The organism is Streptomyces sulfonofaciens (genome assembly GCF_014656295.1).
Classification (GTDB): Bacteria; Actinomycetota; Actinomycetes; order Streptomycetales; family Streptomycetaceae; genus Streptomyces; species Streptomyces sulfonofaciens.
Window position 1 is genome coordinate 453,167 of record NZ_BNCD01000004.1, and the last position, 26,725, is coordinate 479,891.

Sequence of the window (26,725 nt, forward strand, 5' to 3'; positions counted from 1 at the left end):
AACCGCGCGCGCCTCACCCCGTACCGGGGCGCGCGCCTCACCGGGCGCAGGGGCCGCGTGGGCGTGAGCGGAGGCAGGGGCTGCGTGGGCGTGAGCGGAGGCAGGGGCCGCGTGGGCGTGAGCGGAGGCAGGGACCGCGTGGGCGTGAGCGGGCGCAGCGGCCGTGTGCGCCCGGCCGAGTGTTCTCCGCGGCAGCCGCACCGCTGCGCCGGCCGCCGCCCCGCGGCCGTCCAGGCCGGCTCGCCGCCGCTGCGCACGAGCACCCCGGCGGCCCGCCGCATGCCCGATCCTGTACGCGGTGCCCGCGGCCGCCCGGCACCCGCTGCTCCCGTGCCGGGCGGACAAGCGGCTTCGCCCCGCCGAAGGGGAGTTGAGGAGATGACCGCTGTGACGAACTCCGGTGAAGGCGCCGCCGAGCGCGGCCTTCCCCTCACTCCGCCGGCGCCCGGGCCCACGGCGTCCGGCCGCACGGCGCTCGGGCCCACGGCATCCGGGCCCACGGCGTCCGGCGGGCCGCCGCTGGCCGGTCTGGACCTGGGCTCGACCCGTGTCAAGGCCGTGGTGTGCGGGGTGGACGGCAGTGTGCTGGGTGCCGCCGTGCGCCCCACGCCGCTCGGCGAGGACGACGCGGACGCGCTGGTGGCGACGGCCCTGGACGCGCTCGCCGAGGCGGTCGGCACCGCCGGCCGCCCCCCGGTCGCGATCGGCCTGACCGGCATGGCCGAGACCGGTGTGCCGCTGGACCGGGAAGGACGCCCCACCGGCCCCCTCCTCGCCTGGTCCGACCCGCGGGGCGCCGGCCAGGCGGCCCGGCTGGTCCGCACGCTCGGCGCGGCCCCTCTGCACGCCGCCACCGGCGTACGCCCGTCGGCCAAGGCCCCGCTCGCCAAGTGGTGCTGGCTGAGGGAGGACCACCCGGAGGTGCTGCGCCGGACGGCCGTCTGGTCCGGTGCCGCCGACCTCCTCGCCCACGCCCTCACCGGCGTCGCCGCCACCGACGCCACCTTCGCCCAGCGGACCATGGGCTTCGACGTCCATCGGCGCCGCTGGGACCCCGACCTCCTCGCCCTCGCGGGGCTGACCGCGGAACAACTGCCCGCGGTGCGCCGGCCGGGCGAGCCGGTCGGCCGGGTCACTGCGGGGGCCGCCGCGCGGGTGCCGGGGTTGCGCCCCGGCACCCCGGTCGTGGTCGCCGGGCACGACCACCTCGTCGGAGCCTGGGCGGCGGGCGCGCGCAGCACCGGCGACCTCGCCGACTCGATGGGCACCGCGGAGGCCGTGTTCACCCTGGCCGAGGCGCCGCCGGACCCGGCCGGGGCGCTCGCCCAGGGCATGGGGTACGGGCGCCACGTGGACGGCCGGCACTGGTACCTGATGGCCGGTACGGGCAACTGCGGCGCCCTCGTCGACTGGTGCGCCGACCTGCTCGGACTGCCGCCGGGCGGCGAACGGCACCAGCGGTTCGGCGCGCTGCTGGAGGCTGCGGGCCCGGGGCCGAGCGGCCTGGTGGTCGAGCCCTACCTCACCGGCCGTACCGCCCCGGCACCCGATCCGCACAGGAGACTGGCCCTGCACGGCCTCGGCCCCGGCGACGGGCCCGCACGGCTGGCCCTGGCCGTCGTGGAGGCCACCGCGTACCAGGCGCGCTGGATGGCGGAGGCGCAGGCCGCGCTGACCGGTGCGCCGCCGCGCGGGGTGCTGCTGCTCGGCGGCCCGGTCGCCCTTCCGCGCTGGCCGCGGGTCAGGGCCGCGGTCAGCCCCTGGCCGCCCAGTGTGCTCGCCGAGCACCGTGCGCCCGCCGTCGGCGCGGCCCTTCTCGCGGCCGGCGCCGCGGGCCTGCCCGCACCGCCACCGCTGCCCACGGCCCCCCAGCGGCCGGGCCCCGACGAGGACGCGGCCGGCTACGCGGCCGTGTACCGCGACACCTTCCTGCCGGCCGTGCAGCGGCCCGTCCCCGCCCCGGCCGGCACATCCGCACCCACCCCCCGTCCCGACCGGAGGACACCTTGAGCACCGTCCAGCCGCTCACCCCCACCGCTCCCGTGGCACCCGTCGCGGCCCTGGCCCGGCCCACCGGGACCTTCGCCATGGTCGCCATGGACCAGCGCGACTCCCTGCGCACCCTGATGGCCGAGCACGCGGGCGAGCCCCGCGCGGCCATCACCGACGCCCGGATGACGGACTTCAAGCTGGCCGTCGCGGCCGCTCTGGGCCCGGCGGCCTCCGCGCTGCTGATCGACGGGCACTACGGCTTCCGCGAGCTGATGGACCGCCGCCTGCTGCCCGCCACCTGCGCTCCCGTCCTCGCCGTCGACGTGCTCACCCAGGAGCCCGGCGGCCCGGTCACCGACACCGCGCTCGACACGGCGGTGGACCCCGCGGCCCTCGCCGCCGAGGGCGTCAGGGGACTGAAGCTGCTGGTGATCTGGCGGCGGGACCGGCACCGCGAGGAGCGGACGGAGCTGGCCGCCCGGTTCGTGGAGATGTGCCGGTCGGCGGGGCTCGCCTCGGTCCTGGAGCCGGTGGCACGGCCCGCCCCCGAGGAGGAGAGCGCCGGCTTCGACCTGGACGGCGCCATCGTGGAGGCCGCGAGGGAACTGGCCCCGTTGCGCCCCTCGCTGTACAAGTGCCAGGTGCCCTCCCGCGGGGTCGGCACGGTGGGCGACCTCGCCGCCCGGGCCGCCCGGATCGACGCGGTGGTGGACGTGCCGTGGGTGGTGCTCTCGCAGGGGGTCGAGCCCGCCGACTTCCCCAAGGCGGTCGAGGCGGCGTGCCGTGCCGGGGCCTCCGGCTTCCTCGCGGGCCGCGCGCTGTGGACCGGCGCCCTCGGCGCCCCCGACGTCCGCGCCGATCTGCGCGGCCCCTGCGCGGACCGGCTCGGGCACCTCGCCGACACCGTCGACCGGTACGGCAGGCCCTGGTGGGACGGGACGGCCGCCGGGCGGGCCGGAGGCACGGCGTGAGCGGGGCGAGCGGCAGCACCCGCACCGGGCCCCTCGGGGCGGGCGGCGGCGCCCCGCGCGTGTGCCTGCTGCACACCGTGGTGGCACTGCCCGCGGTCTTCGACCCCCTGCTCCGCGAGGAGGCGCCGCAGGTGTCCGCCTACCACATGGTGGACGAGAGCCTGCTCGCCGACACGATCGCCCACGGGCCGCTGCCGCGCACCACCGCCCGGCTCGCCTCGCACATCCGGGAGGCCGAGGCGGCCGGTGCCCGCGCCGTCCTCGTCACCTGCTCCTCCATCGGGCCCGCGGCCGAGCGGATACGCCCCCTGGTGGCCGTCCCGGTGCTCAGGGTCGATGCGCCCATGGCGGCGGAGGCGGTGCGCACCGGCGCCCGCGTCGGCGTGCTCGCCACGCTCGCCTCCACCCTGGAGCCCACCGCTGATCTGATCCGCCGTCAGGCGGACGGGCTCGGGGCCGACGTCACCCTCACGGTCTCCACCTGCGAGGGCGCCCACGAGGCACGGCGCGCCGGGCGGCCGGAGCGGCACGACGAGCTGATCGCCGCCGAGGCCCGGCGGCTGGCCGCGGAGATCGACGTCCTGGTGCTCGCGCAGGCATCCATGGCCGCCGCCGTGGGCACCCTGCCGCCCGGCGCCCTGGGCGTGCCCGTGCTCACCTCGCCGCGCAGCGGCACGGCCCAGCTCGCGGCGCTCTTCGGCCACGGGGCGCGGGGGGCGGGCGCCTAGCAGCGCACCGCGGCCGGGCCGCGGGCCGGCCGGCGCGGCCGGCCCCTGGGTGCCCCGGCAGGGGGCCGCCGGCCGGGGAGTCACTCGGCGACCGGATCCACCACCCAGTCCGGGTGGCCCGGCATCGGCGGGGTCGTCGGGCCGTGCAGCCAGGGGTGCAGGAACTCCGACAGGTCCTGCCCCGACACCTGCGACACCAGGTCGACGAAGTCCTGCGTGCCCGCCGCCCGGCCGCGGCAGCGGGTGGACCACGCCCGCTCGATCCGCTCGAACGCGGTGTCCCCGACCTTCTCGCGCAGGGCGTACAGGACCAGGGCCGAGCCGTCGTAGCGCATCTTCCTGAAGAGGTCGGGCTCCGTGGGCTCGGCCGGGGCGCCGGCGTCGTGGCGCCACTGGTCGTGCCGGCGGTACGCCTGCCGCATGGCCGTCGCGAGGCTGTCGCCGCCGTGCGCCTCGGAGTGGAGGCGCTCGTAGTAGCGCGCGTGCCCCTCGCTCAGCCACAGGTCGGACCAGCTCTTCAGGGCGACGCTGACGCCGAGCCACTGGTGGGTCAGCTCGTGCACCATGTTGGCCTCGGCGTTGACCCGGGTGCCCAGCAGGTCGGCCCTCGGGATCAGCGCGAGGCCCTGGGTCTCCAGGGCGACACCGAGGTCGGTGTCGCCGACCAGGACGCCGTAGCGGTCGAAGGGGTAGGGCCCGAGCCGCTGCTCCAGCCAGGCGACGTGGTCGGGCGTCAGCTTCAGGTACCGCTCGGTGGGGGCGGCGAGCGCGTCCGGGACCGCATCGCGGATCGGCAGCCCGTGCGGCCCCGTGCGGTCCACGAAGGTGAACTGGCCGATCGCCAGTTGGACGTACTGCGGGGTGACGGGCTGCCCGGACTCGTATGTCCAGCGGACCCGGCCGCCCGCGGCCGTGGTGCGGTCGGCGAGCCGGCCGTTGGCCACGGCCTCCAGGCCCGGCGGGGTGGTGACGCGGAACGTGAACGGCGCCCGCAGGCTGGGGTGGTCGTCGGCCGGGAAGACCATCTTCGCGCCGTTCGGCTGCGGGTACAGCACGGTGCCGTCCGGCGTCGGGATCCAGCCGTAGTCCGAGATGGCGTCGTCGCGGTGCCTGACCTGGGTGGGGTCCGCGGTGTAGGCGGCCTGGACGGTGAAGGTGCGCCCGTCGGCCAGCGCGGCCGCGGGTGTGATCACCAGCTCGTCGCCGTCGCGCCGGAACGTCGCGGCACGGCCGTCCACGGTGACCGAGCGCAGGACGTTGCCCGCGAAGTCGAGGTCGAAGCGGGACAGCGCCTGGGTGGCGGTGGCCCTGATCGTGGCGGTCGCCGCGAACGGCGTCCGCGGGGCCTGCCAGTCGAAGTCCAGGGTGTAGTGGCGCACGGTGTAACCGCCGTTCCCGTCCAGCGGGAGGAGCGGATCGCCGAGTCCCGGGGCGCCGGGCGAGGGCGCCGCGGGCGCGGCCGGGGCCACCGGTGCCGTGGCGCGTGCGGGCGGTCCTGTCAGGGCGGCCGCGACGGTGGCCGCGGCGGCGAGGACGGGCAGGGATCTGCGACGGCGTGGCGTGCGGTGCATGTTCATCGTCTACCTCCGGCCGGCGGATGACCGGCTGGGGTCACCTGGTCGGGGGAGTGGACGCCGTCCGGTCGGACGCACCCGCCCCGTGCGGCGTCGTACGGCCCGCGGGGCGGGTGCGAGCGCCGTGCCGGTGGTGCGGGAAGCACGGCCGTGCGGGGAGGGGGCCGTGCGGGAAGGACGGCCGCGCGGTGCGGGCGGCCGTGCGCGTGCCGGTCCGCCCCGGGCAGGCGTGAGGGCGGGGGCCCGGGACCCCCGCCCCGTGTGGCGCAACCGCTCAGTTGACGGCCTTGATCAGCTCGCCGTTCGGTGTGTCGCCGCTCAGCTCCCAGAGGAAGGTGCCCCCGAGGCCCTGCTGGTTCTTGTAGTCCATCTTGCCCGCGATGGTCGCCGGCGTGTCGTAGCTCCACCAGTTGCTGCCGCAGTGCGCGTACGCGGTGCCGGCGACGGTGCCGGTGGCCGGGCACTTGGTCTTGAGCACCTTGTAGTCGTCGATGCCCTGCTCGTAGGTGCCCGCGGCGGGCCCGGTGGCGGTGCCGCCAGGGGCGTCCTGGGTGACGCCCGTCCAGCCACGCCCGTAGAAGCCGATGCCGAGCAGCAGCTTGCCGGCCGGCACGCCGAGGCCCTTGAGCTTCTGGATGGTGGCGTCGCCGTTGTACGCGGCGATCGGGATGCCGGCGTAGGACTTCAGCGGCGAGTGCGGGGCGGTGGGGCCCTGCGCGTCCCAGGCACCGAAGTAGTCGTAGGTCATCGGGTTGTACCAGTCGACGTACTGCGCCGCCCCCGCGTAGTCCGCGGCGTCCAGCTTGCCGCCGTCCGAGGCGTCGGCGGCGATCGCCGAGGTGACCAGCCCACCGCCGAACCTGGCGCGCAGCGCGGCCATCAGGTTCCGGTAGGCGTCCCGGCCGCTGGTGTCGCAGCTCAGGCCGCAGGAGTTCGGGTACTCCCAGTCGATGTCGATGCCGTCGAAGACGTCCGCCCAGCGGGGGTCCTCCACGAGGTCGTAGCACGACTGGGCGAACGCGGCCGGGTTCTGCGCGGCCTGGGCGAAGCCGCCCGACCAGGTCCAGCCTCCGAAGGACCACAGGACCTTCAGGTTCGGGTGCAGCTTCTTGAGCTTGCGAAGCTGGTTGAAGTTGCCGCGCAGCGGCTGGTCCCAGGTGTCGGCGACCCCGTCCACGGACTGGTCGGCGGTGTACGCCTTGTCGGTGTCGGCGTACGAGTCGCCCATGGTGCACCTGCCGCCCTGGACGTTGCCGAAGGCGTAGTTGATGTGCGTGAGCTTGGCCGCGGAACCGGAGGTCTCGACGTTCTTGACGTGGTAGTTGCGGTCGTAGACACCCCATTCCGTGAAGTAGCCGACGACCCGCGAGCCGGCGGCGACCTCCGATCGGGCGGCGGCCGGCTGCGCGCCGGCGCTGCTCGCACCGGCGAGCAGTCCCGCGCCGAGCGCGGCGCAACAGACGGCGGACAGCAGGGCCCGCAGCCGGGCACGTGATCTGAGCGGTCTGAGCATCGGTTCTCCTCGTGGGGGAGGGGAGCGGACGTATGTGGTGGGAACGTTTCGGTGCTTGACCTGTGAGCGCCCGGGAGGCGGTTGGGGGCGCTGGCTGAACAGTAGAAGGACTAGACCAGTGCGTCAATGGTGTGTACCAATCCAATTCGGGGCGTCAGGGACGGAGTTCCACGGGGGGCGCGGCCCACCGCCCCGCCCCCCGTGCGCCGGTGACGGCCTGCCTCCGATCGGGCATACTCAACGCGCCACAGCCGTTGATCAGCTCCGTCCGCGATCCGGGCGGGCAGCATCGGCCGCAGTGCAGCACGTCCCCGGGCACGTCCCGGACCCCGGCGGCGCCGCCACACCCCGTGCGCGCGTCCGCCGCAGCGCCCGACAGGGAGGAGAACGCCGCCATGACAGAGGCAACGGGGGACGCGCGCAGCGCGTCGGTCGAAGGCGACGGCGGGAGACGGGCGGGCCGCGCGGAGCAGCCCGTGGACCGCCACCTGCCCACTCAGGAGGCCCGCGACCTCCTCGCGCTCGTACGCGACGTCGTACGCCGCGAGATCCGACCGAACGCCGCGCAGGAGGAGGACGCCGGGCACTTCCCGCGCGACGTCTTCACCCTGCTCTCGGCGTCGGGACTGCTCGGCCTTCCCTACGACAGCGAGTACGGCGGCGGCGAGCAGCCGTACGAGGTCTACCTCCAGGTGCTCGAAGAGCTCGCCGCCGCGCGCCTGACCGTCGGGCTCGGCGTCAGCGTGCACTCACTGGCCTGCCATGCGCTGGCCGCCTTCGGGGGCAAGGAGCAGCGGGCCGAGCACCTGCCCGACATGCTCGGCGGCGGTCTCCTCGGCGCCTACTGCCTGTCCGAGCCGGGTGCGGGCTCGGATGCCGCCTCCCTGCGGACCAGCGCGGTGCGCGACGGCGGCGACTGGGTGCTGAACGGCACCAAGGCATGGATCACGCACGGCGGCATCGCGGACTTCTACACGGTCCTGGCCCGCACCTCCGGCGAGGGGGCGCACGGCATCACGGCCTTCCTGGTGCCGGGCGACGCGCCGGGGCTGAGCGCCGCGGCACCGGAGCGGAAGATGGGGATGAAGGGCTCGCCCACCGCACAGGTCCACCTGGACGGCGTCCGGGTGCCCGACGCCCGCCGCATCGGCGACGAGGGCCAGGGCTTCACCATCGCGCTGTCCGCGCTGGACTCCGGGCGGCTCGGCATCGCGGCCTGCGCCGTCGGCCTGGCCCAGGCCGCCCTGGACGAGGCCATGGCGTACGCCCTGGACCGGCGGCAGTTCGGGCGGCCGATCGCCGACTTCCAGGGGCTGCGCTTCCTGCTCGCGGACATGGCGACGGCCATCGAGGCGGGCCGTGCGCTCTACCTGTCCGCGGCGCGGCTGCGCGACGCGGGCAAGCCCTTCTCCCGGCAGGCCGCGATGGCCAAACTGCTGTGCACGGACACCGCGATGCGGGTCACCACCGACGCCGTCCAGGTGCTCGGCGGATACGGCTACACGGCCGACTTCCCCGTGGAGCGCTATCTGCGCGAGGCCAAGATGCTGCAGATCGTCGAGGGCACCAACCAGATCCAGCGCGTGGTCATCGCCCGCCACCTCGTCGGTCCCGAGTCCGGCTGAACTCCTTGGCCGGGCCGTCCGGCCGAGCGGGGCGCCGCGAGCCCGATCCCCTCGGGGCGCGGTGCCCCGGCAGGGTGCTGCCCGGCTCCGCCCGGGCGCGCGGCAGGGCGCGGTGGCCCGGCGGCCCGGTCGCGGTGCGCGGATGGTCCGCGACGCCGTCCTGGCCGGGACGGGTGTCAGGAGGCGGCGACGGCGACCGGCCGCCGGTCGGGTGGGAACGGCCGTACCCGGCCGACGCGGCCACGGCACACCGGCCAGCGCCCGTGCCCGTCCTCCGTCGGCTCACGCGCCGCGGGGCACAGGCGGGCGGACGCCGGGCGCGACCGGTGTCGGCGGCAGGCCGGTGCCGGCCGGCGCCCGTCGCCCGCGTACCGGCGCGGGCCGGTTCAGGCCGCCGGGCTCCGCAGTTGCGGGGCCTGCATCGGCCGGGAGCCGGGCCCGCCCACGTGCGAGAACGGCTGGGTGCGCCAGTCGAGGCTCTGGGGGAGCGTCAGCAGCAGCGCCGCCTCCTGCTCCTGGGCGTCTGACGAGGTGTCGGGAGACAGTGCGTCCGCCGCCGCCCGGCCCGTACCGGCGCAGACCTGGAGGCCGAACGGGTCCCAGGGCGAAGGACACAGCGCGTGCTCGGGAAGGACGTCCTCGTCCGCGAGGAGCGCGATGGACTGGGCGCAGTCCGGGCAGATCACCCGGTAGGTCTCGAACATGTCGTCGAGGTCGAACTCGGCGTCGGGTGCTTCGACACCCTCCGGCGCGGGCTCGGGAACCGGCTGCTGCCTCGTGCGGGCAGGACGACCGGGGCGCTTCAGGCTCTGCATGGATGTGTATCCCCCTCGGGTGGGCCGACCAGCCGCTGCGGCCTCGACCACAGCAAGCATTTCCCGTCCCGCCCTCCGGGTAATCGCGGCATGCCCACCCAGGTGCCCCGAACATTGTGGTTTTCATCACATGGGCACTCAGGTGTCTGACGTCCGCCTTTGAGCGGCATGGCCTCACCCGTCGCTCGAGTGTCCCGGGAGAAGAACGGCCCTGTAGGTTCTTGGGCCATGGAGGAGCTGGATCGGCGCATCGTGCAGCTGCTCGTCGAGGACGGGCGGATGAGTTATACGGACCTGGGCAAGGCCACCGGTCTGTCCACGTCGGCCGTGCACCAGCGGGTGCGCCGACTGGAGCAGCGCGGCGTCATCCGCGGCTACACCGCGGTCGTCGACCCCGAGGCCGTCGGGTTGCCGATGACGGCCTTCATCTCGGTGAAGCCCTTCGACCCCAGCGCGCCCGACGACATCGCGGAGCGGTTGGCCGAGGTGCCCGAGATCGAGGCGTGCCACAGCGTCGCCGGTGACGAGAACTACATCCTCAAGGTCCGGGTCGCCACCCCCTACGAACTGGAGCACATCCTGGCCCGGGTCCGTTCACTCGCCGGTGTCTCGACGCGTACGACGGTCGTCCTCTCCACCCCGTACGAGGCCCGGCCGCCGCGCCTGTAGGTCCCGGCCGCCGAGCGGGGTGTCCCGGAGCCGGCCGGATGCCGCTGCGGGGACACTGGTGGCATGACTCACCGCACGACGCTGCTGCGCCGCGGCATCATCCACACCCCCGCGGGAACCGGCGCCACCGCCATGGTCACCGAGGGCGGGCAGGTGGCCTGGATCGGATCGGAAGGCGCGGCGGACGGCTTCGCCGACGGCGTGGACGAGACCGTCGACCTCGAAGGCGCCCTGGTCACCCCCGCGTTCACGGACGCCCATGTGCACGCCACCTCCACCGGCCTCGCGCTCACCGGCCTCGACCTGAGCGCGGCAGGCTCGCTCGACGACGCACTCCGGCAGGTCCGCGAGCACGCCGCGGCGCGCCCGGGCGACCGGGTGCTGCTGGGCCACGGCTGGGACGCGGCACGCTGGCCGGGCGGCCGGCCGCCGACCCGTACGGAACTCGACGCGGCCACCGGGGGGCGGCCGCTGTACCTCTCCCGTATCGACGTGCACTCCGCCGCGGTCAGCACCGCCCTGCTCGACCTGGTGCCCGGCATCGCCGAGCGCCCCGGCTACCGCGCCGACGGGCCGCTCACCCGCGACGCCCACCACGCGGTACGGGCCGCCGCCTATGGGGCCATCACCGCGCGGCAGCGCACCGAGGCCCAGCGCACCGCCCTGCGGCACGCCGCCTCGCTGGGCATCGGGGCACTGCACGAGTGCGGTGGGCCCGAGATCTCCAGCGAGGACGACCTCGTCGGCCTGCTCGCCCTGGCGGCCGAGGAGCCCAGCCCGCGCGTGCTCGGCTACTGGGCGGCACGCGTGAGTGACGAGAAGGACGCCGCCCGGGTGCGCGACCTCGGCGCCATCGGCGCGGCGGGAGACCTCTTCGTCGACGGCGCCCTCGGCTCGGGCACCGCCTGCCTGCACGCGCCGTACGCCGACGCGGAGCACACCGGCACCGCCTATCTGACCGCCGCCGACGTCGCCGACCATGTCGCCGCGTGCACCGAGGCCGGGCTCCAGGCCGGGTTCCACGCCATCGGCGACGCGGCCGTGACCGCCGTCGTCGAGGGGGTGCGCAGTGCCGCGGAGCGGGTCGGCCTCGCCCGGGTGCGTGCCGCGCGGCACCGGGTCGAGCACGCCGAGATGCTCACCCCCGAGACCGTCGCCGGCTTCGCCGAGCTGGGTCTGACCGCGTCCGTGCAGCCGGTCTTCGACGAGCTGTGGGGCGGCGAGGACGGCATGTACGCGCAGCGGCTGGGCGCCGCACGGGCCCGCACCCTCAACCCGTACGCCGCGCTGCTGCGCGCCGGGGTGCCCCTCGCGCTCGGCTCCGACAGCCCCGTGACGCCGCTCGGGCCCTGGGCCGCGGTGCGGGCGGCCGCCTACCACCGCACGCCCGAGCACCGGGTGCCGGTGCGGGCCGCGTTCACGGCGCACACCCGCGGCGGTTGGCGGGCCGCGGGCCGTGATGACGCGGGGGTCCTGGTGCCGGGCGCGCCCGCGGACTACGCCGTGTGGCAGACCGGCGACCTGGTGGTGCGGGCGCCCGACGAGCGCGTGGCGCGCTGGTCCACCGACCCGCGCTCGGGCGTCCCGGGCCTGCCGGATCTCGGCCCCGGCCGCGAACTGCCCCTCTGCCTGCGCACGGTGGTGGCCGGGCGCACGGTCCACCTGCGGCCGCCCGAGTGATGTCCCGGTGCCGCACTGCCCCGGCCGGGGCCGTCCACGGTGCGCCCCCGTCGGGGATGCCTCCGCGCTGACCCGGGGTTTCCCGGAAGGCCGCGGCTGGTGCGGCTGTCGGCGCAAGGCCGCCGCCGGTGGGCCCGGCACCGGGCCCACCATCGGACGCCCTCGCGCAAGCTCCGCGGGGGCGTACCGGCCGGACGGGTGTCCCTCCCCGCCAGCTCGGGAACAAGGAGGAGGGCGCGAGCCCCACGGGCCCCAACGCCCGGTGGCGACGGCCCTCGGCCGATCCGCAGCCGGCGGGTCCCGGGCCGGGACGGCGGGCGTCCTGGCCGGTCCGCCGTGCGCCGTGCCCCGCGCGGCCGCAATGGCCCTGCCGGCACGGCGCCCCAGGCCGCGGCCATTATGGTGGTCCCGGTTACGACAGAAGGGGCAGTGAGTGAACGACGGCGATGGGGTGTCCACGGCGCCCGACCGGGGGAGCCGCTTCGGCCCGCTCGGCACGGCCTTGGTGATCATTCCGACCTACAACGAGGCCGAGAACATCAAGGCGATCGTGGGCCGGGTGCGCGAGAGCGTGCCCGCGGTGCACGTCCTCGTCGCCGACGACAACAGCCCGGACGGCACCGGCAAGCTCGCCGACGAACTCGCCGCCGTGGACGATCACGTCCACGTGCTGCACCGCACCGGCAAGGAGGGCCTGGGCGCCGCCTATCTGGCCGGTTTCCGCTGGGGCCTGGAGCGGGACTACGGCGTGCTGATCGAGATGGACGCCGACGGTTCCCACCAGCCCGAGGAACTGCCCCGCCTGCTGACCGCGCTCGGCCACGCCGACCTCGTCCTGGGCTCCCGCTGGGTGCCGGGCGGACGCGTCGTCAACTGGCCAAAGTCCCGCGAACTGCTCTCCCGCGGCGGCAGCACCTACTCGCGGCTCATGCTCGACATGCCGCTCAGGGACATCACCGGCGGCTACCGCGCCTTTCGCCGCGAGACCCTCGAAGGGCTCGGCCTGCACCAGGTCGCCTCCCAGGGGTACTGCTTCCAGGTGGACCTGGCCCGCCGCTCGGTCAAGGCCGGCTACCAGGTCGTCGAGGTGCCGATCACCTTCGTGGAGCGGGCCCACGGAGACTCCAAGATGAGCCGGGACATCGTCGTGGAGGCGCTCTGGCGCGTCACCTCGTGGGGTGTGACCGAGCGGGTCGGCAAGCTGCTGAACCCCCGCGGGAAGTAACCCGGGGCCGGTGCAGGACCGGTACACGCCCAGGCACACTGGAGGCATGACCACAGGTGCACCGCCCCCGACCCGTTCCACAAGGCCCCGGCGCTCGCGCGTCCGCGCCTTGCTGCCGCTCGGCGTCGCCGTGTGGGTGGTCCTGGAGATCTGGCTGCTGGTCCTGATCGGGGGCGCGGCCGGCGGTTTCACCGTCTTCCTGCTGCTGGCGGCCGCGGTGGTGGCCGGCGGTGCGGTGATCAAGCGGGCCGGGCGTCGCGCCTTCCGCAACCTGAACCGGACCCTCAAGACGCGCGGGGCCGCCGATCCGCAGGCCGAGCAGCACGACGAGCAGCACACCGAGGGCAACGGCCTGCTCATGCTGGCCGGGTTGCTGCTGATCGTCCCGGGCCCGCTCTCCGACGTCCTCGGGCTGCTGCTGCTCGTTCCGCCCGTCCGCCAGGCGGTGAGCCGGGCCGCCGAGCGGATGATGGAGCGCAGGCTGCGCACGGCCGTCCCCGGTACCTGGGGAGACGCCTTCCAGCAGGCACGGATGCACCAGAAGGACGGCAAGGTCGTCCAGGGCGAGGTGGTCCAGGACGACGAGCCGCCCACCCGCCGCAACGACTCGGGACCCCGCCCACCACTCACCGGCTGACGGTTTCCAGCCACCCTCCACCTGCGGCCCGGTTCCAGCCACCGCTCACCGGCAGTCCGGTTTCAAGCCCTGTTAACAGGCCCGTGCGCCCTTGTCGGGCCGGTGCGCCCTTGTGCCGGGGGTCGCCCCAGGCCGGGTGGTTGCCTTGTGTGCGCCGGTTGGTCGCCCTGTGCGCGGTGTCCGGGTGGTGCGTCCGAGGGGGTGGCGCGACCCTTTCGCCCTCGCTTCAGTGTTTCTTCGCCGCCCGGTCCGTGTCCGATGGCGCCGCCCGGTCCGCAGCTCATGGCCGCGGGCCTGACGGGTTTCACCGTCGGGTACGCACACACAGCCGCGGGCCGCGACCCGAAGGTCGCGGCCCGCGGCTGCGCACGTGCTTCGCCCCCGGAGGGGCTCAGGCGGACTTGCGGCTGTCCCGCGGATGAACGGCGATGTTCATGGCACCGGAACGAAGGACGGCCAAGCGCTCCTCAAGGACCTCTTCGAGTTCCTCGCGGGTGCGCCTCTCCATCAGCATGTCCCAGTGTGTCCGCGCGGGCTTCGCCTTCTTCTCCTCGGGTCCGTCCCCGTCCACCAGGAGTGCCTGGGCCCCGCAGACCTTGCACTCCCACTCCGGCGGAATCTCCGCCTCGACGGAGAAGGGCATCTCGAAGCGGTGCCCCTTCTCGCATGCGTACTCCACGGCCTGGCGCGGGGCCAGGTCGATGCCGCGGTCGGTCTCGTAGCTGGTCACCACGAGGCGCGTGCCGCGAAGAGCTCGCTCACTCATGAATCGTGCCTCCCGGGCTTGATGCCCACAGGACAGGTGTCGCTGTCGTCGTCATCCGGTCAACGTCCGGTCGGCGGTAAAGATTCCCGTTCAGGGTCATGCGTCGCCGTCGTAGCCGCAGCCTTGCCAACCAGTTCCGTACCCGCCGTCGCCCGGTTTGTCACATCTGACAGGAGATGTCACCCAGCGTCTCCTCTTCTCTGACGCGCAGTAACGGTCCGCCCGGCAGGCCAAACGCGTACACTACCGGCCTTTGCCCTCCGGCGCTAAATCCGCTCCGGCACCGGATTGCCCGCGGCCTCGATCGCCCGCCGTACCGGAACCCTCGTGAGCAGGGCGAACCCGATGACGAAGAAGGCCACCAGCGACAGGATCGCGGCGCGGTAGCTGCCGCTGAGCTGGTAGGTCAGCCCGAAGATCAGCGGTCCCACCCAGGCCAGCCCGCGGTCGCTCATCTCGTAGGCGGCGAAGTACTCGGCCTCCTTGCCGCGCGGGACCAGATGGGAGAAGAGCGAACGGGAGAGCGCCTGGGTGCCGCCGAGCACCAGGCCGATGGCGACCGCGAGCACGTAGAACCAGCCAGGGGCACCGGCGGGCAGGAAGTACCCGGCGGCCAGTGTCGCCGTCCAGGCCACCAGCGAGCCCAGGATGGTGCGCCGCGCCCCGTAGGCGCGGGCCAGCCTGCCCGTCCCGAGCGCCCCGCCGACCGCCAGCACCTGCACCAGCAGGACCGCGGTGATCAGGGTGGACTGGCTCAGGCGGAGTTCCTCGGCGCCGTACAGGGACGCCTGCGAGATGACGGTCTGGATGCCGTCGCTGTAGACGAGGTACGCCAGGAGGAAGGCGAAGGTGAGCGGGCGGCGGCGCATGTCCCCGAGGGTCGCGGCCAGTTGCCGCCAGCCCTGCACGGCTCCGCCCGCCTCCCGGGCCGCCCGGGCCGGACCACGCGGCACGTCGCGCAGCCGGCTCAGCGGGACCAGGGTGAAGGCGCCCCACCAGAGGCCGGCCGTGGCCAGGCAGATCCGCACCGCCGTGCCCTGCGAGACGCCGAAGCCGTCGTGGGCCGTGAAGAGCCCCAGGTCCACCAGCAGCACGAGGGAGCCGGAGGCGTAGCCGAAGGCCCACCCCCGCGAGGAGACCGCGTCACGTTCCTCGGGCAGTGCTATCTGCGGGAGGTAGGAGTTGTAGAGCGCCATGGAGACGGCGACCGAGGCGTTGGCGACGATCAGCAGCAGCCCGCCGAGGAGGTAGCGGTCGCCGTCCAGGAAGAACATGCCGGCGGTCGCCGCCGCTCCCAGGTAGGCGGCGGCTCCCAGCAGGGGCTTCTTGCGTCCGGTGCGGTCGGCGGCGGCGCCGGCGAGCGGCATCACGAGGATCGCCAGGATGACGGAGGCGGACACGCAGTAGGCGAAGAAGGACCCGGCCCGCACGGTCAGTCCCAGGGGATGCACATAGCCGTGTGCGTCGGCCGCGGTCTTGGCCACGTCCGTCAGGTAGGGCCCGAGGAACACGGTCAGCACGCTGGTGGAGTAGACGGAGCAAGCCCAGTCGTAGAAGTACCAGCCGCGCTGCTGGCTGCGCCGTGCCGCGGCATCGGCGGACGGCGCGTGGGCGGTCGGGGCGCCGACGGGCGGGGCCGCGTCGTGCTCCCGGGCCGGACCGCCCGGCTGGACGGTGCTCCCCGGCCGGGGAGTCGCGTGCGCCTGGGCCCCGCCGTCAGAGCGGGGCGCGGCCTCCCGCCGGGGCGCGGGGTCCTCCTGGTGCGGGAGGCGGTCCCCGGCCGCCGGGCCTGTGCGGGCTGCGGCCCCCGCTCGGGACCCGTCCGCGCCGGCCTCTCCCGCGCCGTCCGCCGCGGCTCCCACGGTGTCGCCTCTCACCCGCGTCCTCGCCTCCCGTTCGCCTCGGACCGTGCCCCGGAGGGGTCCGCAGCGAGCCCTCACGCGCGACCGACGCGGCACGCACGCGCGTGCCCTGCCGTGCGCACCGCCGCTCAGACCCAGCTCCCCCGCTCTTCGAGGACCGCACGCAAGGTCTTGATCTGATCGGTCATGATGCCATCCACGCCCAGGTCCAGGAGCCGGTGCATCCGATCGGGGTCGTCCACGGTCCACACGTGCACCTGGAGTCCGCGGGCGTGGGCGGCGCGCACGAAGCGCCGGTCGACCACCCGCACGCCGGACTGCTCCACCGGCACCTGGGCGCACACCGCCGACCGGCGCGGCCGTGCGGGCAGCCCGTAGGAGTCCAACCGCAGGCCGAGGACGCCCCGGGTGCCCAGCGAGGTGGCGAGCCGCGGCCCGGCGAGTCGCTGCGCGCGGGCGACGCGTGCCTCGGAGAACGAGCCCACGCACACCCGGTCCCAGGCGCCGGTGCGCCGGACGAGGTCGAGCAGCGGTGCCAGCGCGGGCTCCGCCTTGACGTCGACGTTCCAGCGCACCTCGGGAAAGGCCGTCAGCAGCTCCGCGAAGAGCGGCACGGGTTCGCTGCCGGCCACCCGGGCCTGCCGCACCGCCCGCCAGGGCAGGTCGGCGATCCGGCCCGTGCCGTCCGTGACCCGGTCGAGCGTGGCGTCGTGGAAGGCGACCAGGACGCCGTCCGCGGTGGCGTGCACATCCGTCTCGATGTAGCGGTAGCCGGTGTCGACCGCGTGGTGGAAAGCGGCCATGGTGTTCTCCAGGCCGTCCGCGGCGCCGCCGCGGTGGGCGAAGGCGAGGGGGCCGGGGTGGTCCAGATAGGGGTGGCGTATCTGCGTGGTCACCGCCGCAGTATGGCGGCCCCCGGTGACCGATCGGCCACGGTGGTGCTGCGGGCGGATGCCGGGCGAGGGGTGAAGACCCGCAGGGACAACTGGGCGAGCGGGCCGATCGCCACCGCGTACAGCAGTGTGCCAGCGCCCACGGTGCCGCCGAGCGCGAAGCCGGTGGCCAGCACGGTGACCTCGATGAGCGTGCGCACCAGCCGGATCGAGCGGTCGGTGCGGCGGTGCAGGCCGGTCATCAGGCCGTCGCGGGGCCCGGGGCCGAAGTCGGCGGCGATGTAGAGGCCGGTCGCCAGGCCGTTCAGCACGATGGCCGCGGCCATCAGCGGGATGCGGACGGCCAGTGCCCCGGGGTGCGGCAGTACAGCCAGGGCGGCGTCCGTGGCGATGCCCACCACGAGGACGTTGGAGACGGTGCCGAGACCGGGCCGCTGCCGGATCGGTATCCACAGCAGCAGGACGAAGGCGCCCACCAGGATGGTCACCTCGCCCATCGACAGGCCCGTGCGTTCGGCGAGGCCCTGGTGGAGCGCGCCCCATGGTCCGAGGCCGAGTCCCGCGGCCACGAGCAGGGCCGAGCTGGTGCCGTACAGGGTGAGGCCCACGTACAGCCGCACGAGGCGGCGGGCGAGGCGTGCGGCCCCTAAGGCCGCTGCCGGCGGCGAGGCGGTGGCGGAGCCCGGCTCCTCGGGGCGCGGTGCGGGCGGTGCGGGCGGTGCACACGGTGCCGGCGGTTCGGTCGGGACGGTCGGGACGCTTGCCGGTGGTTCGGTCGGGACGGTCGGGACGCTCGGGGCGGCGGTCGATGTCGGCGGGGCGGTCGGGGCGGTCGGGTCGGTCGGGGCGGTCGGCTCGGACAAGGTGGCCCCCCTGTGGCAATGATGGACTGATGCATGTCACTCTGTGGCTTGTAAAGGTGGGCCATCCATGGCCAATCCGAGGAAGGTGGACTGATCTCCATGGCGCAGTGGACTTCGGCCGTGGGATCGACGCAGCTTGCCCGGCTGCTCCGCTCCCAGCAGGACCGCCCGGCAGGCCCCGGCGCCCGGCGCCCGCCCGCGTACCGGGCGCTCGCGGACGGCATCCGGCTGCTCGTCCTCGAAGGCCGGGTTCCGGTCGCGGCGCGGCTGCCGGCCGAGCGCGAGCTGGCCGTGGCGCTCTCCGTCAGCCGCACCACGGTCGCCGCGGCCTACGAGGAGCTGCGCACCGAGGGGTTCCTGGAGTCCCGCAGGGGCGCGGGCAGTTGGACCGCGGTGCCGGCGGGCAATCCACTGCCCGCGCGGGGCCTGGAGCCGCTGCCGCCCGAGGCGCTCGGCTCCATGATCGACCTCGGCTGCGCCTCGCTGCCGGCCCCCGAGCCCTGGCTCACCCGGGCCGTGCAGGGCGCGTTGGAGGAGTTGCCGCCGTACGCGCACACGCACGGCGACTACCCGGCGGGCCTGCCCGCGCTGCGCGAGTCGCTGGCCGAGCGCTACACCGCCCGCGGTGTGCCCACCATGCCGGAGCAGATCATGGTGACCACCGGCGCCATGGGGGCCATCGACGCGATCTGCCACCTCTTCGCGGGCCGCGGCGAGCGGATCGCCGTGGAGTCGCCGAGCTATGCCAACATCCTCCAACTGATGCGCGAGGCGGGCGCCCGGCTGGTCCCGGTCGCCATGGCGGAGGGGCTCGCCGGGTGGGACCTGGAGCGGTGGCGGCAGGTGCTGCGGGACGCGGCGCCGCGGCTCGGCTACGTGGTGGCGGACTTCCACAATCCCACCGGCGCGCTGGCCGACGAGGACCAGCGCCGCCGCTTGGTCGACATGGCGCGCTCCGCGGGCACGGTGCTCGTCGTCGACGAGACCATGAGCGAGCTGTGGCTCGACCCGGACGTCACCATGCCCCGCCCGGTCCCCGGCTTCGACCCGGCGGGTGCCACGGTGATCACGGTCGGGTCGGCGAGCAAGGCGTTCTGGGCCGGGCTGCGCATCGGATGGGTGCGTGCCGCCCCCGATGTCATCCGCAGTCTGGTGGCCGCCCGCGCCTACGCGGACCTGGGCACCCCGGTCCTCGAACAGTTGGCCGTGAACTGGTTGCTCAGCACCGGGGGCTGGGAGGCGGCCGTGGACGTGCGGCGCGTGCAGGCCAGGGAGAACCGCGACGCCCTGGTCGCCGCCCTGCGGCGTGCACTGCCCGACTGGAACTTCGCGGTGCCCTCCGGCGGCCTCACCCTGTGGGTGCGCACCGGCGGCCTGTCGGGGTCGCGGCTGGCCGAGGTGGGGGAGCGGGTGGGGGTGCGCGTGCCGTCCGGGCCGCGCTTCGGGGTGGACGGCGCCTTCGAGGGGTTCGTACGGCTGCCGTTCACCGTGGGGGGTGCGGTCGCCGAGGAGGCGGCGGTTCGGCTGGCGTCCGCCGCCCGTCTGGTGGCCGAGGGCGCGACCGGCGGCGCCGAGTCGCCGAGGACGTTCGTGGCCTGACGGCGCGGGCCGGGCCGGGGCGCGGTCGGCGGTGTGCCGTGCCCGGGCGGACGCGCGGTGTCCCAGCGCCGGGCGGGGCGTTGCGGCGCTCAGTGGCCGGCGGGGGCCGGTGCCGGCACCGCCGGCACCGGAGCGGCTGCTGCCGGATCTGCGGCCGGCGCGGGAGAGGACGGGCGTCGCGGCGAAGCGGTCTCGGGAGCCCGCTTCCTGGCGGTCCTTCCCGGGGCCGCCCCCGGGGTGGTGCTCTCCGGTGCGCCGCTACGGGGTGCCCGGTCAGGGAGCAGGTCCAGGACGGCCTGCCGCTGTACCGCGTTCGCCGCGTCGTCGTAGGGGTCCGGGGTCGCCGGCACCTGGAGCCGGAGCGCGGGGCCGGTGCCGAGTCGGGCATAGCCGCGGCCGGGCGGGACGTGGGGCGTGGGAGTGGTGTGCGGGGGTGCGCCGAGCACATCCTCGATCAGCCCGTCCGGCGCCGGACCGAGGACCACGCGTGCGCGTGCGTGCTGCCGGACGACCGGCGCGAGGGCGTCCAGCGTGTCCGTCCGCTCGGCGACGACGACCGTCACCCGTGCGGTGCGGCCGTGCCGCAGGGGCACCTGGAGCAGTGACTGGGGGTCCGGGCGGCCGTGGGCGGCCGCGAGGTCGCCGAGCGGTGCGGGCCGGTCGAGCAGCAGCCACAGCGGGCGGCGGGCGTCCTCGGGCGGCGGGTGGCCAGCCTGCCGTGCGCGGTTCAGCGTGATCAGCCGCCGCCGTGTCTCGTGCGCCGCCCACTCGAGGCCCGCCAGTGCCCCGGACAGCCCGCACTCCACGGCCAGCACACCGTGCCGGCCCCTCAGACAGGTGTACTCGCCCCTGCCGGCTCCGTCGACGATCAGTACGTCCCCGTGCCGGAGCGCCTGGAGGGCGAGGGAGCGCAGCAGTGTGGTCGTGCCGCTGCCCGGGCCGCCCACGGCCAGCAGGTGCGGCTCGGCGGCGTGCGGGCCCGTCCGCCAGACCACCGGCGGCCGCTCGTGCCTGCCGCCGCCGTCGAGCACCGGCAGCGTCCACGGCACGCCGGTCGGGTCGGTGAAGCCGAGTACCGTCTCGCCGGGTGCCGTGCCGAACCGCTGGGCCGCGATGCCGGTGGGCAGCGGTGGCGGCACGGTGACCGTGAGCTCGTTGACCTCCTCGTCCCACTCGAAGCGGTACTCGCGGCCGCGGCCCGACTTGGCGTGCACCAGATGCTCCACGCGTGCGCGTGCGACTGCCTCGCCGTCCGCGAAGTACGCCGGATAGCGCACCACCAGGCGTGACAGGCGCCCGTCCGCGTCGAACTCGTGGCACGTGAAGGCCCTCTTCCAGGTGCCGCCGTGCGCGTACAGGGGGTCCGGGTCGCCGGGGAGCGAGAAGTGGGGCACGAGCGCTTCGTAGAGCGCGGCCAGGCGCTGCCGGCGGACGTCGTCCCCGGGGCCGCCTGCCGCACGCGCCCCGCCGCGGCCCTGCCAGAGCGCCGCCCCCGTCACGGCGGCGACGGCGAGCAGCGGTCCGAAGGGCAGGAACAGCACGATCAGCAGGGCCGAGCCCGCCAGGAAGAGCACCGGTCCGCGCCGCTCCGCGGGTGTGGCCGCCCAGCCCCTGCGGCCCGCGGCGGCCAGACGGCGCAGTCCCCGGGTGACGGTGAGCAGGGGGCGCGGGAGGCCGCCCGAACCGGCGGCCGCGGCGCGTGCCCGCTGCCGGCCCGGTACGAGCGGGGTGCTCCGGCCGCCGAGGACACGGGGAAGGGGGCGCCGGGCCACGTCTGTCTCCTGAGGGGCAGCGTCGGTTCGCGGGTGCGTGTGTGCGGGGGCGTCGGGTCGCGGGGGTGTGGGGGAGTGAGGGGGCGGGCGGTGCGGGGTACAGGCAGTGCGCGGGGACGGCAGGTGCGGGCGGTGCGTCAGAACTTGATGCCGCTGATCAGGCCCGCCAGGCTCGCGCCTCCGGCGTGGATGCTCGGGGCGATGGCGGTACTGGAGAGGTAGAAGCCGAAGAGCGAGCAGACCAGCGCGTGGGAGGGCTTCAGTCCGTCCTTGCGGAAGAAGAGGAAGACGATGATGCCGAGCAGCAGCGCGCCGGAGATGCTGAGGATCATGGGTTTTCTCCTGTCGAGGGCGGTCACCGTGAGCGCTGTCAGCCTCACAGACCGTATCTATACGACAAAAGTTGCAAATGAGTGAAAAGAGATCATCTCTCGGGGCGGGTCGTCGTGTTGTTCCGTCGGACGGGGCCGTGCGCGGGCCGGCCAAGGGCATGGGGTGATCCTCGCTCGGGCGGCGCCCGGCTCCGGGCCGCCACGGGCAGTACCCTGGCGATTCACCCGTACGGCGCCCGGTCGCACAGGTGTCCCGCCGCACCGGCGCAGCCGCCCCATGGAAAGGCGTTCCGCACATGAGTGATGCCCCGGACCCGGAGGTCGTGGAGCTCGCCACCAAGATCTTCGACCTTGCCCGCCAGGGCGAGACCGAACCGCTCGCCGCCTACGTCGACGCGGGCGTCCCCGCGAACCTCACCAACGACCGCGGCGACTCGCTCGTCATGCTCGCCGCCTACCACGGCCACGCCGGCACGGTCCGTGCCCTCCTGGACCGCGGTGCCACCCCCGACCAGGCCAACGACCGCGGTCAGACCCCGCTCGCCGGGGCCGTCTTCAAGGGGGAGGACGCCGTCATCAAGGTGCTGCTGGAGGCCGGCGCCGACCCCTCCGCGGGCACCCCCTCGGCGCGCGACACCGCCCGGATGTTCGGCAAGACGGATCTCCTCGGGCTGTTCGGCGCCGAGTGAGCCGCCCCGCGGCGGCTCGGGCGGCCGCCGGCGGCCGCCGGGCGCTCCGGCAGCGGCGGTCCGGGAGAAATGTGGTCGCGGTGGGCCAAAGCCCTGAGCCATCATGACGTCGTGATTCACGGACGCGACGGCTGGGCAGGTGTTGCCGCACCGCGCGGCCCTTGAGCGGCCCCGCGGGCCCACGGACGAGAGGCAGAGGAAGATGGTCTACAGCAGGCTTCGGACGACGGGTGCCTCGATGTGTTGTCGCGCTGCCAGGTAGTGCACGATCCCGGTTGCGTCGACGCTTGATGTGAGGCTGTTTCCCATGTTCGAACCGGTCATAGCGCCCAGCGGTACGCTGCTCGGCCTGCTGCAGCGCGGCCGTGGCGACGGCACCCTGCACGCCCTCACCGCACCGCGGGCCGAAGCTCTCGCGGCCCTGCACCAGTGCGTGTGCAGTGACCCCCGTCGCGACTGGCAGCTCGAGAACCGCTCCCTCTACTACGCCCGCCTCTACCTGGATCTGCACGGCGGACTCGAAGGCATCGAGCGCCACCTCTTCGACACCGAGGACCTGCTGGACACCGACGAGTCGCGCACCGGCCTCGCCCTGTCCGTTCTGGGCCACCTCGCCTCGTACGGCAGGCGCGACGCGCTCGTCCTGCTCCGCCGCTACGCCGCCTCGGGCAGCAACTGGGCCTGGGCCCTGGACGAACTGGCCCTGCGCGACGACGACGCGGGCCTCAGGGCGCTCGCCCGACCGGTGCTGGCCCGCTTCCCGGCCGACGCCCAGGGCGAGGCCGAACTGGCCGCCGCCGTGCGGGACGCCTTCGAGCCGCGCCCCTGGAGGCTGTGGGCCGACGATCCCAGCCAGGCGCTGGCCGCCCGGGTCCGCGCCGCGCGCGAGAACGGCTCCTTCGACCGCTGGCAGCGCCAGTTGCGGTCGCAGGGCCCCCGCCCGGAGTGGAGCGTCGCGGCCGTCTTCGAGTGGGCCGAGCAGGGCCTGCGGCGCGGCGCCGCGCTGCACGTGCCCGCCGCCCGCTGCCTGACCGCCGTCGCGGCGCCCGAGGACCGCGCGCAGATCGTCGAGGCCGCCCGCACGGGACCGGACGGCGCACGCTGCACGGCCCTGCGCTATCTCGCCGACACACACGACCCGCAGGTCCTCGACCTGATCGAGGCCGCAGCGGCGGCACCTTCCGCCACCGTCGCCGAAGCCGCCCTGGCCGCGTTCGAACGCATGCGCAGTACCGCCGCGGTCGAGTGCGCCCGCCGCTGGGCCCAGCGGCCCGACGCGCTGGGCGCGGCCGCCGGCAGGGTGCTCGCCTGCCGCGGCGGTACACGCGACAGCGACCTGGTCCTCGGCGCGCTGCGCGAGGCGGTGCGCGGCGACGGCCCCGACGCACCGACCCTCGGCCCGCTGGTCGACGGTGCGGGACGCCTCGGCATCGTCTGCGCCGCGCCCGTGCTGCGCCATGTGTACCGCGAGACCGCCTCCTCCCATCTGCGCGGCCGCGCCGCCCGCGCCCTCGCCGCCACCGACCCCTCGTTCGCCGCGGGGTTCGCCGTCGAGTGCCTCTGGGACTGCGAGGAGACGACCCGCGAGGTCGCCGCGCGGTACGCGGAGACCGGCGACGCCCGCGTGGTGGAGCAGCTCAGGAGGCTGGCCGCGGATCCCGCGGAAGAGGCGGACGTCCAGACGGCGGTGCGCAGCAGGATCGGACCGGACGCCCCCACCGTATGACCGAAAACGGCTCAACGCTCATGGGACGTTCCTCCTCAGGAAAGATCCACGTTGACGTGGCCACGTCCGGCACGACGACAACACGGGTATGCGTGTCGTCATCGTCAGCGAATCCTTCCCCCCAGACGTCAACGGCGTGGCCCACTGCGCCCTGCAGACCGTCCGCCACCTCACCGCGCGCGGCCACGACCCCCTGGTCGTCGCCCCGGCGACCGCGGCAGGGCCGGACGCCGACGTCTTCGCGCCCTGCCCCGTGGTGCGTGTGCCCTCCCTCCCCCTGCCCGGTTACGCCCAGGTCAGGGTGGCCCTGCCGAGCCGCAGGGTGGCCGCCGCGCTGACCGCGCACCGCGCCGACATCGTCCATCTGGCGAGTCCCTTCGTCCTCGGTGTGCGCGGTATGGCCGCCGCCGGGCGCCTCGGTATCCCGGCCGTCGCCGTCTACCAGACCGACCTCGCCGGCTATGCGCGCACCTACATGGGCGGCGGGCAGTCCGCGGCCTGGTGGCGGCTGCGCGGGGTGCACTCCGCCGCCGACCGCACCCTGGCACCGTCCACAGCGGCCCTGCGGGACCTGGAGGCCCACGGCGTGCCCCGGGTGCGGCTGTGGCCGCGCGGGGTGGACACCGGGCGTTTCCGGCCTGCGCACCGCGATCCCGTCCTGCGCGGGGAACTCGCCCCCGGCGGCGAGGTGATCGTGGGGTACGTGGGGCGGCTGGCGGCGGAGAAGCAGGTCGAACTCCTCGCCGACACCTGTCGTCTGGAGGGGGTGCGGGTCGTCGTGGTGGGTGACGGGCCCAGCGAGGACGCGCTGCGCAGGCAGTTGCCCGGCGCCGTCTTCCTGGGGCGCCGCACCGGCACGGACCTGGCCCGGATATTCGCCTCGCTGGACGTGTTCGTGCACACCGGACCCTACGAGACCTTCTGCCAGACCGTGCAGGAGGCCATGGCGAGCGGGCTGCCCGTGGTGGCACCCGCCGCCGGCGGGCCGCTCGACCTGGTGGACCACGGGCGCACCGGGCTGCTGGTGCCCGCGGGCGACGAGGGCGCGATCCGCGAAGCCGTGCGCGCCCTGGCCGCCGGCGCCCGGCTGCGCGCCGCGTACGGGGCGGCGGGCCGTGCCGCGGTCGAGGGCCGCACCTGGGAGGCGGTCGGGGACCAACTCCTCGCCCACTACGACGAGGTGCTCGCCACCCGCTCGGCGGTGGCGGCATGAGCCCGTCACCGGCGCCCGCGCGGGGCCTGCGCATCGTCCGGCTCGCGAACTTCGTGGCCCCCGCCTCCGGAGGGCTGCGGACGGCACTGCGCGAACTGGGCGCCGGATACCGCGCCGCCGGCCACGATCCCGTCCTGGTCATCCCGGGCGAACGCGCCCGGTGCCAGGAGATGGAGCAGGGCACCGTCATCACCCTGCCGGGCCCGCTGCTGCCGGGCACCGGCGGCTACCGCGTCCTCACCGACCGGCGGCGCCTGGCCCGGGTCCTCGAACGCCTCGCCCCCGACCGCCTGGAGGTGTCCGACCGCACCACCCTGCGCTGGACGGGCGAGTGGGCGCGCCGGGCGCGCATCCCCGCGGTGATGGTCTCCCACGAGACCGCCGACGGAGTGCTGCGCACCTGGGGCGTGCCGGACGGCGTCGCCCGCAGGGTCGCCGACGCGCTCAACTCCCGTACGGCCTGGGCGTACACACGGGTGGTGTGCACCACCGAGTGGGCCGAGCGCGAGTTCGTCCGCATCGGGGCGCGCAACGTCGCAAGGGCGCCGCTCGGCGTCGACCTGGACGACCGCCATCCGGGGCTCGCCGACCCCGGCCTGCGTGCGGCCCATGCCCGGGCGGACGAACTGCTCCTCGTGCTCTGCTCCCGGCTGTCCGTCGAGAAGCGGCCGGGCACCGCCCTGGACGCGCTCGCCGCACTGCGCCGGCGGGGAGTCCGGGCCCGTCTGGTGGTGGCCGGTGACGGGCCGCTCAGGTCCCGCCTCGAAGCGCGCGCCGCGCAGCGCAGGCTGCCCGTGGCCTTCCTCGGCCATGTCGCCGACCGCGGCCTCCTCGGCGCCCTCCAGGCATCCGCGGACGTCTGCCTTGCGCCCGGTCCCGCGGAGACCTTCGGTCTCGCCGCCCTGGAGGCGCTGGCCTGCGGCACACCGGTGGTCGTCAGCGCCTCCTCCGCGCTCCCCGGGATCGTCGGCTCGGCCGGTGTCGCGGCGGCGGACGACGGCGAGTCCTTCGCCGACGCGGTCTGCATCGTGCTCGAGCGCCCGGAGGCCGACCGCAGGGAGGCGGCACGCACGCGTGCGGAGTCCTTCGGCTGGGACACCGCCGTGGCGGCGTTCCTGGGCGCACACGACGCGGAGGTGCGGGTGCGGCCGGCGGCCGCACCGGAAGCGGGGCCGGCGTCCCGCACGCAGGCCGCCGCACCCGTCGGCGGCGGGGCCCGGCCGGGCACGGCGGGGCCGGGCCACCGGGCTCCGGCCCGCGCCGGTGGCGGTCAGGCGCGGCGGCCAGGTGCTGCGCGCTCCGGCTCGGTACGGGTGCCGGCGACGGGCGCGCGGGAGGGCGCCGGATGAGGCCGGTCCGGTTCGTGGCGCTCGGCGACTCGCTCACCGAAGAGGTGGGCGATCCCGTGGGCGATGGGTGGCGCGGCTGGTCCAGGACACGGAGAAGGCCTGCCAGGTCGCCGCAGCGGCGATTCGTGAGGCCGTGCAGACCAAGGACGATCCGGCCGACCTGATCAACGTGGCGCTGGAGAAGCTGGTCAAGGCGAGGATGGGGCTCTGGTTCAGTCGCTCGGCGACGAGC

The 26,725-nt window shown here is 75.2% G+C and carries 22 protein-coding genes and 1 pseudogene; 14 read left to right on the forward strand and 9 right to left on the reverse strand.

Translation table 11 applies throughout. The features are described from left to right. The first annotated feature begins 378 nt into the window (after positions 1–378). From IE313_RS10105 to IE313_RS10115, 3 genes are read left to right on the forward strand one after another with little or no spacing between them, the layout of a single operon-like run. A complete protein-coding gene (locus IE313_RS10105) occupies positions 379–2,010 on the forward strand; it encodes an FGGY-family carbohydrate kinase (RefSeq protein WP_189930631.1) in 1,632 nt (543 codons plus the stop codon). Then, positions 2,007–2,963: a hypothetical protein gene (locus tag IE313_RS10110; protein ID WP_229924500.1), complete on the forward strand. Its 957-nt coding sequence runs from the start codon at positions 2,007–2,009 to the stop codon at positions 2,961–2,963. The genes IE313_RS10105 and IE313_RS10110 overlap by 4 nt, the downstream gene beginning before the upstream one ends. Next, positions 2,960–3,691 carry an aspartate/glutamate racemase family protein gene (locus IE313_RS10115; protein WP_189930632.1) on the forward strand — a complete coding sequence of 244 codons (732 nt, stop codon included), beginning with the start codon at positions 2,960–2,962 and terminating at the stop codon, positions 3,689–3,691. Before IE313_RS10110 ends, IE313_RS10115 begins: the two co-directional genes overlap by 4 nt. Before the next feature lie 80 nt (positions 3,692–3,771). On the opposite strand, the gene IE313_RS10120 is transcribed toward IE313_RS10115, so the two are convergent. Then, positions 3,772–5,262 carry a M1 family metallopeptidase gene (locus tag IE313_RS10120; RefSeq protein WP_229924501.1) on the reverse strand — a complete coding sequence of 497 codons (1,491 nt, stop codon included), beginning with the start codon at positions 5,260–5,262 and terminating at the stop codon, positions 3,772–3,774. A gap of 277 nt (positions 5,263–5,539) precedes the next feature. Then, positions 5,540–6,778: a glycoside hydrolase family 18 protein gene (locus IE313_RS10125; protein ID WP_189930634.1), complete on the reverse strand. Its 1,239-nt coding sequence runs from the start codon at positions 6,776–6,778 to the stop codon at positions 5,540–5,542. 395 nt (positions 6,779–7,173) lie between these two features. Here IE313_RS10125 and IE313_RS10130 point away from each other — a divergent pair, with 395 nt between their 5' ends. After that, positions 7,174–8,403, forward strand: a complete 1,230-nt coding sequence (locus IE313_RS10130; protein ID WP_189930635.1) for an acyl-CoA dehydrogenase family protein — start codon at positions 7,174–7,176, stop codon at positions 8,401–8,403. Between the two features lie 386 nt (positions 8,404–8,789). Here IE313_RS10130 and IE313_RS10135 read toward each other — a convergent pair whose 3' ends face one another. Beyond that, entirely contained in the window at positions 8,790–9,218 is a 429-nt protein-coding gene (locus IE313_RS10135; protein ID WP_189930636.1) for a hypothetical protein, read from the reverse strand. Positions 9,219–9,446: 228 nt separating this feature from the next. Here IE313_RS10135 and IE313_RS10140 point away from each other — a divergent pair, with 228 nt between their 5' ends. The 4 genes from IE313_RS10140 (at position 9,447) to fxsA (ending at position 13,429) form a co-directional block, all read left to right on the forward strand. Then, positions 9,447–9,887, forward strand: coding sequence for an Lrp/AsnC family transcriptional regulator (locus IE313_RS10140; RefSeq protein ID WP_189930637.1), 441 nt, complete (start codon positions 9,447–9,449; stop codon positions 9,885–9,887). Between the two features lie 63 nt (positions 9,888–9,950). Beyond that, positions 9,951–11,567 carry an amidohydrolase gene (locus IE313_RS10145; RefSeq protein ID WP_189930638.1) on the forward strand — a complete coding sequence of 539 codons (1,617 nt, stop codon included), beginning with the start codon at positions 9,951–9,953 and terminating at the stop codon, positions 11,565–11,567. A gap of 433 nt (positions 11,568–12,000) precedes the next feature. Next, on the forward strand, positions 12,001–12,792 hold the full coding sequence (locus IE313_RS10150; protein ID WP_189930639.1) for a polyprenol monophosphomannose synthase: 792 nt from the start codon (positions 12,001–12,003) through the stop codon (positions 12,790–12,792). Between the two features lie 46 nt (positions 12,793–12,838). Next, a complete protein-coding gene (fxsA, locus tag IE313_RS10155; protein WP_189930640.1) occupies positions 12,839–13,429 on the forward strand; it encodes an FxsA family membrane protein in 591 nt (196 codons plus the stop codon). Positions 13,430–13,820: 391 nt separating this feature from the next. On the opposite strand, the gene IE313_RS10160 is transcribed toward fxsA, so the two are convergent. From IE313_RS10160 to yczE, 4 genes are all read right to left on the reverse strand, one after another. Further along, complete coding sequence (locus IE313_RS10160; RefSeq protein ID WP_003977404.1) at positions 13,821–14,195, reverse strand: RNA polymerase-binding protein RbpA; 375 nt, start codon at positions 14,193–14,195, stop codon at positions 13,821–13,823. A 266-nt stretch (positions 14,196–14,461) separates the two neighbouring features. Next, positions 14,462–16,072 carry an MFS transporter gene (locus IE313_RS10165; RefSeq protein WP_229924502.1) on the reverse strand — a complete coding sequence of 537 codons (1,611 nt, stop codon included), beginning with the start codon at positions 16,070–16,072 and terminating at the stop codon, positions 14,462–14,464. 113 nt (positions 16,073–16,185) lie between these two features. Continuing rightward, positions 16,186–16,953, reverse strand: coding sequence for a glycerophosphodiester phosphodiesterase family protein (locus IE313_RS10170; RefSeq protein ID WP_189930641.1), 768 nt, complete (start codon positions 16,951–16,953; stop codon positions 16,186–16,188). After that, positions 16,950–17,570 carry a membrane protein YczE gene (yczE, locus tag IE313_RS10175; protein ID WP_189930642.1) on the reverse strand — a complete coding sequence of 207 codons (621 nt, stop codon included), beginning with the start codon at positions 17,568–17,570 and terminating at the stop codon, positions 16,950–16,952. Before yczE ends, IE313_RS10170 begins: the two co-directional genes overlap by 4 nt. A gap of 342 nt (positions 17,571–17,912) precedes the next feature. Between yczE and IE313_RS10180 the strand changes: the two genes are divergently transcribed. Next, positions 17,913–19,412 carry an SCO1417 family PLP biosynthesis transcription factor gene (locus IE313_RS10180; RefSeq protein WP_189930643.1) on the forward strand — a complete coding sequence of 500 codons (1,500 nt, stop codon included), beginning with the start codon at positions 17,913–17,915 and terminating at the stop codon, positions 19,410–19,412. An 89-nt stretch (positions 19,413–19,501) separates the two neighbouring features. Here the strand turns inward: IE313_RS10180 and IE313_RS10185 are convergent, their stop codons facing one another. Together IE313_RS10185 and IE313_RS10190 are read right to left on the reverse strand one after the other, a co-directional pair. Beyond that, positions 19,502–21,184, reverse strand: coding sequence for an ATP-binding protein (locus IE313_RS10185; protein WP_189930644.1), 1,683 nt, complete (start codon positions 21,182–21,184; stop codon positions 19,502–19,504). A gap of 137 nt (positions 21,185–21,321) precedes the next feature. Further along, positions 21,322–21,516 carry a hypothetical protein gene (locus IE313_RS10190; RefSeq protein WP_189930645.1) on the reverse strand — a complete coding sequence of 65 codons (195 nt, stop codon included), beginning with the start codon at positions 21,514–21,516 and terminating at the stop codon, positions 21,322–21,324. A gap of 296 nt (positions 21,517–21,812) precedes the next feature. On the opposite strand from IE313_RS10190, the gene IE313_RS10195 reads away from it, so the two are divergent. The 5 genes and pseudogenes from IE313_RS10195 to IE313_RS36360 all read left to right on the forward strand — a co-directional run. Further along, positions 21,813–22,205 carry an ankyrin repeat domain-containing protein gene (locus tag IE313_RS10195; protein WP_189930646.1) on the forward strand — a complete coding sequence of 131 codons (393 nt, stop codon included), beginning with the start codon at positions 21,813–21,815 and terminating at the stop codon, positions 22,203–22,205. 307 nt (positions 22,206–22,512) lie between these two features. Continuing rightward, positions 22,513–23,931 (forward strand): HEAT repeat domain-containing protein, encoded by a 1,419-nt coding sequence (locus tag IE313_RS10200; RefSeq protein WP_189930647.1) that lies wholly within the window; start codon positions 22,513–22,515, stop codon positions 23,929–23,931. A gap of 88 nt (positions 23,932–24,019) precedes the next feature. After that, positions 24,020–25,144: a glycosyltransferase family 4 protein gene (locus IE313_RS10205; RefSeq protein ID WP_189930648.1), complete on the forward strand. Its 1,125-nt coding sequence runs from the start codon at positions 24,020–24,022 to the stop codon at positions 25,142–25,144. Next, positions 25,141–26,493, forward strand: a complete 1,353-nt coding sequence (locus IE313_RS10210; RefSeq protein WP_189930649.1) for a glycosyltransferase — start codon at positions 25,141–25,143, stop codon at positions 26,491–26,493. The genes IE313_RS10205 and IE313_RS10210 overlap by 4 nt, the downstream gene beginning before the upstream one ends. Next, positions 26,490–26,576, forward strand: a pseudogene (locus IE313_RS36360) (SGNH/GDSL hydrolase family protein); the annotation flags it as partial. The gene IE313_RS10210 and the pseudogene IE313_RS36360, both read left to right, overlap by 4 nt. Between the last annotated feature and the right edge of the window lie 149 nt (positions 26,577–26,725).

What these genes read in the sequence shown, in the direction of transcription:
- IE313_RS10180 (WP_189930643.1), top strand. Translation starts at nt 17,913, where the DNA reads ATGGCGCAGTGGACTTCGGCCGTGGGATCGACGCAGCTTGCCCGGCTG.
- IE313_RS10105 (WP_189930631.1), top strand. Translation starts at nt 379, where the DNA reads ATGACCGCTGTGACGAACTCCGGTGAAGGCGCCGCCGAGCGCGGCCTT.
- IE313_RS10120 (WP_229924501.1), bottom strand. Translation starts at nt 5,262, where the DNA reads ATGCACCGCACGCCACGCCGTCGCAGATCCCTGCCCGTCCTCGCCGCC.
- IE313_RS10190 (WP_189930645.1), bottom strand. Translation starts at nt 21,516, where the DNA reads ATGATCCTCAGCATCTCCGGCGCGCTGCTGCTCGGCATCATCGTCTTC.
- IE313_RS10205 (WP_189930648.1), top strand. Translation starts at nt 24,020, where the DNA reads ATGCGTGTCGTCATCGTCAGCGAATCCTTCCCCCCAGACGTCAACGGC.
- IE313_RS10145 (WP_189930638.1), top strand. Translation starts at nt 9,951, where the DNA reads ATGACTCACCGCACGACGCTGCTGCGCCGCGGCATCATCCACACCCCC.
- IE313_RS10160 (WP_003977404.1), bottom strand. Translation starts at nt 14,195, where the DNA reads ATGAGTGAGCGAGCTCTTCGCGGCACGCGCCTCGTGGTGACCAGCTAC.
- IE313_RS10210 (WP_189930649.1), top strand. Translation starts at nt 25,141, where the DNA reads ATGAGCCCGTCACCGGCGCCCGCGCGGGGCCTGCGCATCGTCCGGCTC.
- IE313_RS10135 (WP_189930636.1), bottom strand. Translation starts at nt 9,218, where the DNA reads ATGCAGAGCCTGAAGCGCCCCGGTCGTCCTGCCCGCACGAGGCAGCAG.
- IE313_RS10125 (WP_189930634.1), bottom strand. Translation starts at nt 6,778, where the DNA reads ATGCTCAGACCGCTCAGATCACGTGCCCGGCTGCGGGCCCTGCTGTCC.
- IE313_RS10200 (WP_189930647.1), top strand. Translation starts at nt 22,513, where the DNA reads ATGTTCGAACCGGTCATAGCGCCCAGCGGTACGCTGCTCGGCCTGCTG.
- fxsA (WP_189930640.1), top strand. Translation starts at nt 12,839, where the DNA reads ATGACCACAGGTGCACCGCCCCCGACCCGTTCCACAAGGCCCCGGCGC.
- IE313_RS10140 (WP_189930637.1), top strand. Translation starts at nt 9,447, where the DNA reads ATGGAGGAGCTGGATCGGCGCATCGTGCAGCTGCTCGTCGAGGACGGG.
- IE313_RS10130 (WP_189930635.1), top strand. Translation starts at nt 7,174, where the DNA reads ATGACAGAGGCAACGGGGGACGCGCGCAGCGCGTCGGTCGAAGGCGAC.
- IE313_RS10195 (WP_189930646.1), top strand. Translation starts at nt 21,813, where the DNA reads ATGAGTGATGCCCCGGACCCGGAGGTCGTGGAGCTCGCCACCAAGATC.